Origin of the sequence: Pseudomonas serboccidentalis (assembly GCF_028830055.1) — a bacterium.
GTDB lineage: Bacteria > Pseudomonadota > Gammaproteobacteria > Pseudomonadales > Pseudomonadaceae > Aquipseudomonas > Aquipseudomonas serboccidentalis.
This window is the reverse complement of sequence record NZ_CP101655.1, coordinates 5,470,713-5,485,209: the sequence shown is the minus strand read 5'-3', so window position 1 is coordinate 5,485,209 and position 14,497 is coordinate 5,470,713. Positions and strand designations below refer to the sequence as shown.

Annotated in this window: 13 protein-coding genes; 8 read left to right on the top strand and 5 right to left on the bottom strand. The window is 54.2% G+C overall.

What is annotated here, in order from left to right; genetic code table 11:
• Positions 1-3: 3 nt before the first annotated feature.
• Positions 4-3,264, bottom strand: a complete 3,261-nt coding sequence (locus NN484_RS25000) for a P-loop NTPase family protein (RefSeq protein ID WP_274658165.1) — start codon at positions 3,262-3,264, stop codon at positions 4-6.
• Positions 3,265-4,382: 1,118 nt separating this feature from the next.
• Here NN484_RS25000 and NN484_RS24995 point away from each other — a divergent pair.
• The 3 genes from NN484_RS24995 (at position 4,383) to NN484_RS24985 (ending at position 6,056) form a co-directional block, all read left to right on the top strand.
• Positions 4,383-4,613, top strand: a complete 231-nt coding sequence (locus NN484_RS24995) for a hypothetical protein (RefSeq protein WP_122747801.1) — start codon at positions 4,383-4,385, stop codon at positions 4,611-4,613.
• Entirely contained in the window at positions 4,597-5,484 is an 888-nt protein-coding gene (locus tag NN484_RS24990) for a DUF2971 domain-containing protein (protein ID WP_274658164.1), read from the top strand. Before NN484_RS24995 ends, NN484_RS24990 begins: the two co-directional genes overlap by 17 nt.
• A 242-nt stretch (positions 5,485-5,726) precedes the next feature.
• Entirely contained in the window at positions 5,727-6,056 is a 330-nt protein-coding gene (locus NN484_RS24985) for a hypothetical protein (RefSeq protein ID WP_274658163.1), read from the top strand.
• A 99-nt stretch (positions 6,057-6,155) separates the two neighbouring features.
• Here the strand turns inward: NN484_RS24985 and NN484_RS24980 are convergent, their stop codons facing one another.
• Entirely contained in the window at positions 6,156-6,869 is a 714-nt protein-coding gene (locus tag NN484_RS24980; RefSeq protein ID WP_127648202.1) for a CPBP family intramembrane glutamic endopeptidase, read from the bottom strand.
• A gap of 64 nt (positions 6,870-6,933) precedes the next feature.
• Positions 6,934-7,683 (bottom strand): hypothetical protein, encoded by a 750-nt coding sequence (locus tag NN484_RS24975; protein ID WP_274658162.1) that lies wholly within the window; start codon positions 7,681-7,683, stop codon positions 6,934-6,936.
• 125 nt (positions 7,684-7,808) lie between these two features.
• On the opposite strand from NN484_RS24975, the gene NN484_RS24970 reads away from it, so the two are divergent.
• The 3 genes from NN484_RS24970 (at position 7,809) to NN484_RS24960 (ending at position 11,017) form a co-directional block, all read left to right on the top strand.
• Entirely contained in the window at positions 7,809-8,171 is a 363-nt protein-coding gene (locus NN484_RS24970; protein WP_274658161.1) for a hypothetical protein, read from the top strand.
• Positions 8,172-8,284: 113 nt separating this feature from the next.
• Entirely contained in the window at positions 8,285-9,025 is a 741-nt protein-coding gene (locus tag NN484_RS24965) for a hypothetical protein (protein WP_274658160.1), read from the top strand.
• A gap of 72 nt (positions 9,026-9,097) precedes the next feature.
• On the top strand, positions 9,098-11,017 hold the full coding sequence (locus tag NN484_RS24960) for an alkaline phosphatase D family protein (RefSeq protein WP_274658159.1): 1,920 nt from the start codon (positions 9,098-9,100) through the stop codon (positions 11,015-11,017).
• 120 nt (positions 11,018-11,137) lie between these two features.
• Here the strand turns inward: NN484_RS24960 and NN484_RS24955 are convergent, their stop codons facing one another.
• The gene (locus NN484_RS24955; RefSeq protein WP_274658158.1) at positions 11,138-12,310 is read right to left on the bottom strand and encodes an acetylornithine transaminase; all 1,173 of its coding nucleotides are present in this window, start codon (positions 12,308-12,310) and stop codon (positions 11,138-11,140) included.
• A gap of 102 nt (positions 12,311-12,412) precedes the next feature.
• Here NN484_RS24955 and NN484_RS24950 point away from each other — a divergent pair, with 102 nt between their 5' ends.
• Positions 12,413-13,318, top strand: coding sequence for a LysR family transcriptional regulator (locus tag NN484_RS24950; RefSeq protein WP_274658157.1), 906 nt, complete (start codon positions 12,413-12,415; stop codon positions 13,316-13,318).
• A 55-nt stretch (positions 13,319-13,373) separates the two neighbouring features.
• Positions 13,374-13,778 (top strand): GNAT family N-acetyltransferase, encoded by a 405-nt coding sequence (locus NN484_RS24945; protein ID WP_274658156.1) that lies wholly within the window; start codon positions 13,374-13,376, stop codon positions 13,776-13,778.
• A gap of 10 nt (positions 13,779-13,788) precedes the next feature.
• Here the strand turns inward: NN484_RS24945 and msrA are convergent, their stop codons facing one another.
• Positions 13,789-14,493, bottom strand: coding sequence for a peptide-methionine (S)-S-oxide reductase MsrA (gene msrA / locus NN484_RS24940; RefSeq protein ID WP_274658155.1), 705 nt, complete (start codon positions 14,491-14,493; stop codon positions 13,789-13,791).
• Positions 14,494-14,497 lie beyond the last annotated feature (4 nt).

Below are 14,497 nucleotides of genomic sequence, written 5' to 3'. Positions count from 1 at the left end.
ACGCTATTCATCCCGTTGAGTTGATGACAGGACGGGACGCAAAAATGGCCCATTATGTCCAAAAGATACGTGTGCAAAGAACCTTATTCCCGGCTTAAGCTCACGATGGCCAAATTCTTGTACCCTAAAAGGTACAGCGACGTTGACAAACTCTTGAACTTTAGCAAGCGATCGCTTCTCATAGTCCGATCCAGTTTCGGCATGAACCACTTGAAGTTGATCGGAATCAGCTATCCGCAACCATCTAAGCCGAGTGGGAACCTGAACATAATATTCGCTATCCCTCCATGTCCTCCTCAGGTCCCTAAAAATTCGATCACCTTCAACTGCCCTACCTACCTGAAATAGTAAAATTGCGTACTCCAAGCTTAGCTGAAGCGGAGCGCGGTAATTCGAAGATACTATTTGCTCCAATATCTCAAGCTGCCCTTTATAACCATAAGGCTCATTGAGAGAAATCAGTTCATAACGTAGACTAAGGACCTGGATATTTCCAACACCCAAAGAGTGAGACAAAAGATCAATAGCTTCTGATCTAGTTTCCTTAGAGACCATAGAGAAATCCATTCTCTCTAAATCAGGAAAGTCACGGGCCAAAATCTTCCATGCATTAACGAGCATATCAATAGCATTCTCAGGCTCCTTTGCCGCCAAATCGAAAGGACTTAGCCTGAACAACTTACGTATTGCTTCATCCGCTAGACTTTGCAGCTGTACATTTCGCCTAGTATGAGAATTTGACGATAGCGCCGAGAACAACACCCCTAATATTTCTACGCAGTGGCCAATAGCGCTTTCCACTGGCGCTAGCGATGCTTCTTCCAATAAATGCTTAACATACGTCTCAATTACAAATGGACTGCTCGGATTTTGATCGTATGCCTTTTTCGTGGCGACACTAGCCAACAACATATTTTCGATAATATCTGGCTTTGGCTCTTCCAGAGCTGTCTGGATTCGAGCCAAGTCTAAATACGCATTAGCCAAAGAGTTATATAAATTTATATCCGGCTCCGAGCCTGGCTCATACTGTATAAACTCAAGCGCATACCGAATATCCACAATCGCGGCCTGAAGTAACTCTTTCCTTTCAAGACTACTGACGGTATTACTACGCTCATCAATCTTTGCAATCCGCCGCCTTGAAATAGCTGTATGGTGCCGAAAAACCCTACTAGTATTACGCAAACCTGACGGCATACGATCTAAGGCATCAAGTACCTCTCGCCAAAAAAATAGAAAATTAGCGCGACCATGTGCTGGGTCAATTTTAAAAATAGACTTAGAAAAATCTTCACCGATGGTTCTGTAACGGACCTCCCCAAGCTGAGACTTTTGTGATATCTGCTCTAGGACCAAAAACCTTAGATGCTCGGCATCCCGTGCTGCATCCAGCCCTAAAAGAATTTTCATTGCATTATCGTAAAATATTGCATTTAGCAGAAAGCGCCCAAGAATATCGTGAGTAAGAGCCCAGTATCGCTCGCCATTAGCGGCGACCTTCACTAACCCAAGCGATGACAGCGCCGCCCTCTGGTCTTCTAATAAATGAGAGGTAGGCCATTGGCCTGGCTCGGAAATCAGAAGACCTTCAGGCAAAGGGAGACGCTCCGAACTCAGCGCCGCAATTTCAACTACTGCGCGCTGGATGAGGACGCTGTCGGTTGACTCTTTAAAATTACGATACATCCAAGTCTGTATAGATTCAGACAGATCGTACTGCCCTTGTATCCAAAATGAGAGCGCAACCCAAAAAGCTGCTACTCCCTCTATATATTCGACTGAGTGGGACTTATAAAAGTTATTCCACTGAGCTTCATTTCTTACTTTCCCATAAACTTTCAAAAACTTATTGAGATGACGCCCCAAATCACGGGTACTCTCCTCATCGATCGCATGATTAAGCTCGGCAAGCTTCTTGAATACGGAACTATAATAAGAAAGACCAAGAACAGTGCCGGTCACAACCAATAGACAAGCTGGACGGCCGGATTTAATTAATTCTTGATTAAACCTTTGCAACTCCGCGTCGCGCCCTTGCCAATGCAAGCTATCAAACAATATTACCCAAGGAGTTTCGTACCTCTTGGATGCGCTACCCTTGGTGGTAACAACCTCCCCCTCCCCCGAATCCACTACCGCCGACGCCCCAGTCTCAAAGCACTCGTGCGCACGAGTAAGGAAATTTGAAACACTTAACGCATCAGGAGTAAATGGCAAGTGTTTAGCTATGAGTACCGGGTATCCCTCGCGTGCTAGCTCCCATGCGAGAGCACGAGCTAATGTAGTTCCGCCGGCGCCTGACTCAGATGCGATATATGCAATACAGTTATCGTCAGCACCTGTTGCGTCCAGGCGATTCATGTAGCCTGTCAACTTCCTTGAAGCTGCTTTATCTCTAATCCAAGGCACCCCTGCAGCGTAGGGCTTCCAAGAATCCTCAGAGTTTTTAAAAAAATCAATAAATTCCTCTTCAGGTAAATCTTCTGGAACCAGCGGCGATAAATCTTTTAATTGGATGATGCTATAATTTTCAGAGATTGGACGCTGAGGGTCATCAGCAGAGGATAGATCGACATTTCGAAAACCACCGTCTCTCTGCCTCATCCTTACCATAGTAGCAGTATCTGGGTATGTTTCGTGATACCTGCTAACAACCTCCACACTTAATTCATCTATACTTCGATGTAAAAAGTTTGCTGTATGGGTATCGCCATGCTTATCAACCCACTGCTCCAAAAGGTTAATAGCGCCTGGAACAGTTGTACATACCGTGAGATAAGATTTAAATCCCGAATCCCAAAGCTCGCCTAATGCAGCAGGAACTGCATCCACGCCCTCGCCTATTACCAAAACGTTTCTGACTTGAGACTCTTGTAATACATTTAGCATCGACATTCGTCGAAGCTTACTTTTGAAATCATTTGTCTGGAGGGAAGATCTGCCAGATAAAAGGTAGAGAGGCAAACATCTATGAGGCAAAGTTATAGCTGAGGGGTCGCTATCAACAACCTGTATAAAACCGCGCTTTCGAGTCTCTGATGCTTCAAAGCTTAGCGAACTCTCAAGTAACTTTATTACCTCTGGGCAGTAGGACTCCATGAACACCGAGCGCCATGGCAGCCCAATAAACTTTGCTAACGTCTCAGCTGAGAACTTATTATTATCGATATCTCTAACCCAAAGAGATACGTCCCGACTTTCGATACTAGTAATTAAGGAGTTAGGAACTGCATTCAAAGTAATTACTTTAATTTCAACCATTCTATTGCTCCTTAACCTTCATTATCCTCGCCTCCATGATCATAACGCCGGAAGCCACCCTGGCCCTTTTGTGAAGGGCCGGCAGAGATTCACATGAAGGCAAATTGCCCCAAGCCACACAAAACGTCAATGCGCTATTTTAGCTAAGCGGATGTACTCACAGGTCACGCCCTTTGTGGCCGGCTCATCGTGGTTCTCTGGGCGGTTAGCCGCGTCGCCTTCCAAGGCCTGCCGAAGCCCTGCCAAGCGTGGTCTTTTCTGTGGAAGTCAATCCACTATTCACTCTGAGTGTCGGAACGTATGGCATTCTCGACCACATTATTAGAAAGGGCCGCCCCTCCCTTTTCTGCCTTGTAAGTGCTGCCTTCAAGCCTCTACCTTTCAACTTTCAAGCGTTACACCTATTGGACTAGTAACACTCATCAAAACGCGCACACAAAGCGAATGTTACTTTGTCCATATCCAATAAATACAGGCACTTACCCCGCTTCGTTACACCCGTAACTTCAGTAACACCAATCTATTCACGGTTTCGGATCCCCACTCCCCGGAGGCATCAATCGCCGCCAGCGATATCAGGCGTTTTCCCCATGTTGTGCCGGAGCCCCTGAGACTAGGTTTGAGACACGGGTCGGTAACCGCGGGACGGTGTCAGCGGACAGGTGCCCAGCTTAGTGAACTGGTGAACTAGATGAACACGCAGCTCAACAGTGCACTTGCACAAGGTACTGGGAGGTAGCCGGGGGAGTCTGGGTATTTCTAAACGACCCGGGGCATAAAACCCGCGTGATCTTGAGGCCGGTTGATTTTTTTGCATTGGTTGACAGGTTGCCACGGTTGACGACCGAAGACGTGCGGAATCATCAACACAACAAGCCATCGTTACCGCCCCTGTAACGATGGCCTTTTTCAAACGAAACCCTTTCGATTTCAATGATTGAAATTCAATAAGCTTAAAGTTGTGCCGCTAACAAGATCCCGCGGGTTTCCGACCCCGTGTAAGAAGAATACTCTCAGGGTCCCCAGTGGTATTTGGGTAACCGCCGGCATACGATGCTTGGACTAGGCTCATTGACTGGAACGTTCGCTGACCGCAGGCTGAAAAATGGGAACAATTCATGGAAGACAAAGCACTACTGGTTTCGGTACTAAAACGCATCAACGAAAACCAAATCGCGTTAGGGGCTGCTGTAGAAGAGCTTTCGAACTGGGTTGAACAACGTGGCTCCATAGACGTGGCTGATAACGTTCGAGGCGCCCTGGCTGCTTTGGATAGGAATGAAGGGTTTCTGACTCTCGCCTTAATCTCACTTTCTGCTGAGGCTGGCTCTGATGCAAAGCCCGAGTGAATCTGACGCTTCTTCCCAGACGACACCGCCGCGACTGTTCAAATATCTACATTCCGACCGGATCGATGTCTTGGAGGCGTGCAAAATTTGCTTCTCCTCTTCGCTCAACCTTAATGACCCGTTTGAGCTGAAGCCCCCTGTACGCCTTTATGAATCAGACGAATCGATGTGGGCTATGGTCGATGAGCTGCTGCCCGCCCTGATCGAAGAGACGCTCGCCGAGCTACCTCCCCCCTTTAGGAATCAAGCGACGAAAAGGCAAATTGAGTCTCGGGCGCGAGCTCAATTGCTTTCGAAAGATAATGGCTTTCTCAAAATCCTGAAGGAGCTAACTCCTGCCCTTCACTCACGCTTTAATCAAGTAATGGAAAACAGAGTTGGTATTCTTTGCCTGACGGAGAAACCCGACGACATTTTGATGTGGGCGCACTACGCGTGCTCCCATGAGGGCTTTGTGATCGAATTCGATCCAGAGTCAGTTTTTTTTAATCAGCGGCGATCTGCAAAAGATGAATTCAGGCACCTCAGGCCTGTTAAATACTCAAATGTCAGGCCATCACTGATCTTCGATAATGCCGATATGAAAGCCATGCTCACGAAGAGCGAGCATTGGTCCTACGAACGAGAGTGGCGAATGATGGTGGACTTGAATGACGCTACAACGGTCCTGTCGGTTCACGAGAAAACCTACCACCTTTTTGAGTTCCCCTCCTCCTGCATCAAGTCTGTGATACTAGGAGCTCGCATGCCCCAGGCCATTAGGGCAAAATTTCTTGAACTGATCGGCGAAAACTCGATGCTCGCTCACGTCAGCTGTTACCAGGCATCAACCGATGACGTCCTTTTCAAACTAAATATCGATCCGACGTGAGATACGAATAGCAAGGAACAGCTTGTATCCCTATCTGTATCCCTCACTGTATAATTTGTCCGCAAGCCACGAATTATATAGAACGCACGAGTCTCCCTCGGCACCAAAATTAAGAAAGGTCTTGCTTAGCAAGGCCTTTTTTTCGTCTGCCGGAAAGTGCCTCCCGTGTAGGAGCTGCCGAAGGCTGCGATCTTTTGATCTTCCTCCGCTCCACCGACAGGACATCTCAAAGGATTCATTGCATGGAAACGTCACTGGAAACAGTCGCCCTTTTCTCCCTCAAGCTCGCTTACGAGGAAGAAGGCCTGAGCCCGATTTTGCGGGATGACATGGTCATGGGTGACTATCAGAAAGACGTGTTCGAATTGCTGGTGCGGCGCGGGGATGTCGAGACCATTCAGTTTAAGCTGAATGAGTGCCTTGAATTGGCGATGAGTGCGGTGGGTGGGATCGAGAAACCCTTGGGCCGCGAGCTGCACAAACTGTCGATGGCGTTCAGTCAGGCTGAATCTGTTGAACAGCTGCAGCAACCCGTGGTTCTGCTCACGAACTACCTGAAGGATATTCAGTAGTTTGATCGGGGAGGAAGTTGATACTCCCTCCCCGATTACTTCCTACACGGGCGCCTGCGACCTCCGGTCAGCAAAAGCTCTCGCCGCGCCTGTGGCAGATCAGGAATAAAAAAACGGATAAAGTCCGACCGCCAGCAGGCCGGCGAAGCCGTGCATGATCATCGGCAACAACAGCCCCCCTGTTGCGAGCCTGGCAATCGCCAACATCAGCGCCAGAACAAACAGAGAAACGAGGGTAGTTTTGAACGAATACTGCCAATGAATGGCTGTAAACAGCAGGGCTGAAAACAGGATTGCGGCGTATCGCCAAAACGTCTTCTTGAAGGCAAACAGATTGATCAGGAAATGACGGAAAGCCAATTCTTCACCCAATGGCGCCAGTACAAGAATAAGAAACAGCAATATCCCACTGTTATAGATCGATCCTGCCTGCAGCGCGCTCATGAACTGCTGCATAAATGGCTCGGGAGGTTGCCCTATCCATTTTGAAAACGCATAGCTGGCCACATACAGCAACGCCACACTTGCAAGCCCCATCCATAAGGCCTTGCTCGAAAAACCCTCACCTTTGAAACGGTTTCCGATCGGGTGCATTCTTCGAAGCAAGCAAAACAGCAATACCATCACAATGCAGGCAACCAGATGAGCCCCCACCACGACCAGGAACTCACCGGAACTCTCTCGGAAAACATATCCACCTGCGACTTGCATCAGCCAATACAAGACAAAACCCAGAAACGCTATGGATGCTCTTCCTTTCCAGCCCTCACGGAGATACGACGCCCGCCACTCAAACCCGCCAGATACTTGCATAAACAAAACTCACATAATTAATAAAGCCATGGCTCTGTCAGCCATTGATGGTGTTTCTTCTTTATCAGCGCCGAGCCTTCAACACCCGAATATCCGTTGCAAATCCATCCGCACCGACAATTTTCTTCCAGCCCACATACTGAAACTCTCCCCGCTCATCGATGTAATCACCCTTCTCCACCGACCGACCACCGACGATTGCCACGCGTTTTTCTTCACCACAGCCGCCATCCGACGGGCGAACGGTGTAGATCACATACGGTTTCACATACTGCGTTGCGCGAAAGTATTGGCCGCAGACTTCATCGACGGTGATCAGCATGGTTTTCAGGCGTGCTTCGCCGTCCATGTCTTCGTGCAGTTTGAGGAAGGAGATGTCGCCGACATCGCTGTAGCCGAGTGAACGCGCGCGTTGATAGGCGGGCGAGTTCTGGTGGGCGATGCGGCCTTGCTCGGCGGACTGGTTCATTTTGGCGGCGAAGTCGGCTCTGCCTTGGGCTATCGTCGCTTCCGCCTGGGCGGCGACGTTTTCGCATTGTGCGAACTCTTGCGAGCCCAAGTACTGGGGCGTCAGGTTCGAGCGGCGCTCATTGATAATTCGCAGGCTGTTTTCCAGATCGCCTATCACCTCAATGGCGCCAGATACGCGACCGCTCTGGACGTCGGCCATTTTTTGCTGCATTCGCTGACAGCTGGCGAGGTAATACTGCCAACTGCTCTCCGGCGGCTCTTTCCAGGCAGCGAGTGCCGGGGTAATGGCGGTGGCGAGCGTGATTGCACAAAGCAGGCGCAGCGCAGAAGCGGCTTTTGACATGAGTAGTCCATTACAGGAATCAAGAAAGTGGCGCGAAGCTACTATTTTGATATCTTGCCGTCCACTGCCAATGAAGAGGTCGCCAGCGCCTCGATGGAGATCAATTTTCAGAGGTAAAAAACACCATGATGGCGTTGTTGTACTTTTTCGTCTGGGCAGCGGTTTGGGCTTGGGTGGTTCAGGGCCGGGGGGCCTGGAACCTGATCCTCGCCAATCTGGCGGGTGCTGCTTGCGGCTTCATCGTAGCCATGACCTTTTCGGTGGTCTGCTCAAGCCTTTTCCCGTCGTTTGTGCCTCCTTCACCAGCAGGTTTGGCCAGTAGCGTGCTGCAAGTGATCACAACGATCGGCGTACTGGCGGGCGTATGGATGTGGCTGGTCAGGCGTCCTGAGCCAGAGAATCCGCTGGCCCGTCAACTTTTCGCCGGCATCTGTGGATTGGCTGCCGGTGTGACGACGTTGATGTTTTTTGCGCTCAACTTTCACTGATCGCCGCTATCGTCACTGGCATTAAACGTCTGTTTTGTTATCTTGCCGCCCATCGTCAGCGTTCACTTCGGGCGTGCGTTGATTTCAGGTTTTGAAGTTAAGGAAAGGATCGAATGGAGTTTCTGCGTTTTCTGGCGTTTGTCGCGGCCTGGGGTTTCATGTGGCGCTGGGTGGTGAAGAACCGCGGTAGCTGGAATATTTTCTACGGCAACCTCGTTGGCGCGGCGGGTGGTTTTATTGTGGCGATGGTGGTGCTGTCAATCACGCTGTCGTTGTTTCCATCGGCGCTGACGCAAACACAAAGCAGCGAGACACAGAGTGCTGCGGCGGCACTCATGCCTGAGTTAGAACGGTCAATGCAGCCTAGACCGGTGATCGCATCCACCCCTGCCGAGTCCGACAACCTTGCGACCTATGTCGCCAGCGAACCACAGAACGAGCCTTCTGCGCCCGAGTCCGCACTTCTGCCGAACTACAGCAAGCGTCTGCCCGCCTCACTGCTGGAGAAGGACTTCAAGGACAACGTGCATAACGACTTTACCGTTTCGCGCCGATTGGCCGGCTCTCATCCGAACGCGGACAAATCCATGATGGCGTTCATGATGTGCGAACCCTTCATCAAGAGTGCCATGCGCTTTTCGGCGTCGACAGCGATCGCCAGTGCCAAGAGCGCGAGCAGCCAACGGTTCAAGGATCAGACCTATACCGTCAGCAGCACCGTCAGCGCTCTCAACATGTTGGGCGACAATGTCAGCTACGGTTTCGACTGCTCAGTCCAACAAGTGGACGCAAAAGATGCTGACAAGGCCGCGTGGCGACTGCTCGACCTGAAGCTGAAGAAGATCGACTCTTAAGCCTCGTTTAAGGGTTCAAGGCGCCGGCTGCGCTATCATCGCCGGCCTGTGCGCCTTGAGCTTTGCCCCCGAATGTCCCCGACACCTGCTGACCTGAACCCGCTGCCTCCCGTCCTGGCCGGCCCGCTGCTGCGACGGCTGGAACCGACGCGGCTGGTGCTGTGGCTGGTCGGTACGCGCGAGCTGTCGCTGACCTTGCGCTTGCAGGGTGTCCGAGACATTCCTCTCGATGCCGGGAAATGCACGGTTATTCCCGTAGGCAGCCAAGCGTTCATCCATCTGATCGACGTTGCCCTCGACAGCGCGCTGCCCTGCGATACCGTTGTAGGCTACGACTTGCTGATCGATGGCCAGCAGCGAATCGCTGACTGGGCGCCACATCTGTTGTATGGCGATGCCTCCAGTCCCAACCTGGTGGTGCGCTCGCGAATCGATCAATTGCTCCACGGTTCCTGCCGCAAGCCTCATCACCCGGCAGCGGATGGCTTGCTCTGTGTCGATCAGTTGCTGGCAGCAGAAACCGATCCGCAACAACGCCCCGCCCTGCTGATGATGAGCGGCGACCAGATCTACGCCGATGACGTCGCCGGCCCGATGCTGCGAGCAATTCATGCCTTGATCGAACGCCTCGGCCTGTTCGACGAACACCTCGACGGTACCGTGGTCAGCGACAGCGCCAGGCTCTACGAACACCCGGCCAGCTACTACCACCGCGCGGATTTGTTACCGGCGCTGGAGAGCAACGAGACATTGCGCGAACGATTTTTCGGCGGCGCGCGTAAGCCGATTTTCACCAGCAGCAGCGCCGACAATCACCTGGTGACCTTCGCCGAAGTCATGGCGATGTACTTGTTGGTGTGGTCGCCGGTTGCGTGGACGTTGATCCATCCGACTGCGCCAGCGCTGACGCCTGAGCGCTTGCAGCGCTACACCCTCGAACAGACCCGCATCGATAGCTTCAAGGCCGGCCTGGGCAAGGTCGCCCGGGCGTTGGCACACCTGCCGAGCCTGATGATTTTCGACGACCACGATATCACCGATGACTGGAATCTTTCCGCGCAGTGGGAGGAAACCGCCTATGGTCATCCGTTCTCCAAACGCATCATCGGCAATGCCTTGATCGCGTACATGCTGTGTCAGGGTTGGGGTAACAATCCGGAGGCGTTCAAGGATGTGCTGGAGAACACCCGACGCCTGAGCGCCAGCGGCGATGATCGCTATCTCGACAGCCCGGTACAGGACGCGCTGATCGATGATTTGTTGCGCTTTCAGCATTGGCATTTCGTGTTGCCGAGCAGCCCCGCGCTGGTTGTCCTCGACACCCGCACCCGCCGCTGGCGCAGCGAAATGGCGCTCAAGCAACCTTCCGGTTTGCTCGATTGGGAAGCTTTGAGCGAGCTGCAGCAAGAGTTGCTCGATCACCCGTCGGCAATCATCGTTTCGCCGGCGCCGATCTTCGGCGTGAAGCTGATCGAAACCGTGCAGAAGGTTTTCAGTTGGTGCGGATATCCCCTGCTGGTCGACGCGGAAAACTGGATGGCCCACCGTGGCGCCGCGCAGGTGATCCTGAACATTTTCCGACACTCACGTACACCCGGGAACTACGTGGTGCTGTCCGGCGACGTGCATTATTCCTTTGTCTACGAAGTGCTGATCCGACACCGCAAGGCCGGGCCACGGATCTGGCAGATCACCAGCAGCGGGATCAAGAACGAGTTTCCGAAAACCCTGCTGGAATGGTTCGACCGCCTCAACCGCTGGCTCTACTCGCCGCGCTCACCGCTCAACTGGTTCACCAAACGCCGGCGCATGCGCATCGTGCCGTACACCCCGGAACATGCCGAAGCGGGTGAGCGACTGTGGAATTCGGCGGGGATCGGGCAGGTGTTTTTCAATGAAAACGGACAGCCGAGCGAGATCGTTCAGCACAATTCGAATGGGGCGGTGAAGACGCGGATGCTGGCGCCGGAGTTGGGGGATTATCCTGATTAGCGCTACACATTTTCCAATGTGCGAGCCTGCTCGCGAAGGTAATTGATCATCAATATAAATATCGACTGACCCACCGCCATCGCGAGCAGGCTCGCTCCCACAGGGGTTATCGGCTGCCTGTCAGTGCGCGGTTACAGCAAGCCCGACACCTCTGACAATCATCCCCACCTCCCGCTCATCAATCGTCAGCGGCGGCAGCAGCCGTATCGTCTTGCCGCGTGTAACGTTGATCAGCAACCCATGATCCCGCGCCGCAATCAGCGTCAGATCGCGGATCGGCTGTTTCAACTCGATACCGATCATCAAGCCCTGCCCGCGAATCGCCAGCACGTTGGGGTTGTCCGCCAGTTCGGCGCGCAGGCGGCTCAGTAGGCGTTCGCCCTGTAGCCGGACGTTCTCCAGCAACCCCTGTTCTTCGATGATTTCCAGCACCGTGCAGCCGACCCGGCAGGCCAGCGGATTACCGCCAAATGTACTGCCATGACTGCCGGGGGTGAACAGATCGGCCGCCCTGCCTCGCGCCAGACAGGCGCCGATCGGCACGCCGTTGCCAAGGCCTTTGGCCAGGGTCATGACATCCGGAACGATGCCCTCGTGCTGGAACGCAAACCACTGGCCGGTGCGGCCGATACCGGTCTGGATTTCATCAAGCATCAGCAGCCAGGCGTGACGATTGCACAGTTCGCGCAAGGCCTTCAGGTAACCGGGCGGCGCCAGTTGTACGCCGCTTTCGCCCTGGATCGGCTCGACCAGAATCGCCACGATCCGCTCGCCATGCTTTTGCTGCACCTGCTCCAGCGCCGCCAGATCACCAAACGGCACTTTGACGAAATCCCCCGGTAGATCATTGAAACCCAGGCGCACCGCCGGGCCATCGCTGGCCGACAACGTCCCCAATGTGCGGCCATGAAACGCGTTGGCCATGACCACCACCAGCGGCTGTTCAATGCCTTTGCGCCAGCCGTACAAACGCGCCAGTTTCAGCGCGGTTTCATTGGCCTCTGCGCCGGAGTTGTTGAAGAACACTCGATCCATCCCCGACAACTGCGTGAGTTTCTGCGCAAGCTGTTGCTGCCAGTCGATGCTGTACAGGTTGGAGGTGTGCAGCAGCATTGCGGCCTGCTCGCTGATGGCAGCGACGATGCGCGGATGCGAATGGCCGACATTGGTCACCGCGACTCCTGCGACGGCATCCAGGTATTCACGACCGGCCTGATCCCACAGGCGAGTGCCCAGGCCTCTGGTGAAACTCAAGGCCAGCGGTTGGTAAGTGTTCATCAGGGCGGCGGTCATGACTTCAAACTCCAGTGAAGGTCGGTGTGTTTGCAGTATGGTTAGCCACCAGAACTGGATAAACTCGGCAAAACTTCAATCATTTAAAAGCAGAGCTTGATAATGGACCTGTTGCAGGCGATGGGCGTGTACGTAAAGGTCGTGGAAACCGGAAGCATGACGGCGGCCGCGCTGCAGTGCGAAATGTCCACGACTATGGTCGGCAATCACCTGCGCGCGCTGGAACAACGACTCGGCGTACAGCTGCTGCAGCGCACCACTCGCCGACAACGGCTGACCGAATTCGGTAGCGTTTATTATCAACGCTGTCTGGACGTTTTGGGGCTGGTGGCCGACTCCGAACGCCTGGCCGAACAGGCCCTCGACGAGCCTCGCGGCCTGCTGCGCATCACCGCGCCGCTGACCTTTGGTGTCGAACGCCTGGCACCGGCGCTCAGCGAGTTTTCCCTGCAGTACCCGCTGGTGAAAATGGACGTGGTGCTGACCAACCGTCGCCCGGATCTGCTGGAAAGTGGCCTCGACGTGGCGTTTCGGCTGGGGCATTTCGAGCAGTCGAACCTGATCGCCCGACCGTTGATCGATTACACCCTGACCGTGTGCGCCTCTCCGGCCTACGTCGCCCGGCGCGGCATGCCGATCACCCCGGAGGACCTGCAACAACACGACTGCCTGTCGTTCGCCTACCCCGCCGGCGATGACTGGCAATCGGTGGAAAAACGCTGGCGCCTTAGCGGCCCGGACGGCGAGATTCTGGTCGACGTCAGCGGCCCGATGCTGATGAACACCTCCGCCGGCCTGCATCAGGCAGCACGCACCGGCATGGGCATCGTGATGCTGCCGGATGCGCTGGTGGAACAGGATCTGCGCGACGGCAAACTGGTGACGGTGATCCCCGATTACCAGCCCCCGAGCCGCCCGTTGCATCTGCTGTACGCGCCGGATCGTTATCGCTTGCCCAAGCTACGGCGCTTCGTCGAGTTCGCGATGAAAACCTGGGGCAGATCCTGACACCGGTCGCGATCAACTACGCTCGAATAACCGCCGACAAGGACGCCGCCAGCCAATGAACAACCACATCACCGTACGTCATCTGTTGCCCGCTGAAGTGGAGTCGGTGCGGCTGTTTCTCGGGCAACATGGCTGGGGGCACCGAACAGGCTCCAGCGACCACTTCGCCCGACTCATCGAAAACTCCCAACGCACTGCCGTCGCGCTGAGCGGCGAGCATATCATCGGTTTCTCCCGAGGCATCACCGATGGTTTGTCCAACGGCTATCTGTCGATGGTCGTGGTCGATGACCAGCATCGGCGCGCAGGCGTCGGGCGTGCGCTGGTCGAGCATGTCATGGGAGACAACCCCGACATCTCTTGGGTACTGCGCGCCGGACGTGAAAGCGCGGAGGCATTTTTTACCAGCCTGGGGTTCGCAACGTCGGTGATTGCCATGGAGCGGCCAAGGCTCAAGTAACAGGCCTGGATCAGGTCCCGCTTTTCACCAACACCGGCTTCTCCTGATAACGCTGCGCAAACAACTGCTTCAACTGCGCGACCTTCGGCATGTCGTTGATCACGATGTACGGGTAGGTCGGGTGCTCGGTCAGGAAGTCCTGGTGATAGTCCTCTGCCGGGTAGAAGCCGTTGTAGGTTTCCAGTTTCGTGACGATGGGCTGGCTGTAGGCATGCGCCGCGTCGAGTTGAGCGATGTAGGCCTGCGCCACGCGTTGCTGGTCAGCGTTGACCGGGAACAGCGCCGAGCGGTATTGCGTGCCGCTGTCGGGGCCCTGACGGTTGAGTTCGGTCGGGTTGTGGGCCACCGAGAAGTAGATCTGCAGCAGGCTGCCATAGCTGACTTGCGTCGGGTCGAAGGTGACTTGTACCGACTCGGCATGACCGGTGTCGCCATCGCTGACCCGCTCGTATTGCGCCGTGTTCGCGGCACCGCCGGCGTAACCGGAAACGGCTTTCTGCACGCCTTTGACGTGTTGAAAAACCCCTTGCACGCCCCAGAAGCAACCACCGGCGAACACCGCCGTTTCACTGTGCGCCTGAGGGGTTTCGTCGAGCGCCGGCGGCGGAATGACCACCGCGTCTTCGGCCCCGAAAGAAAACGCCGAGCACTGACCAATCACCCCGGCCATCGCGACGCCCAATAACCCACGCCGCCAATTGTTTTGAGATTTCATGTTG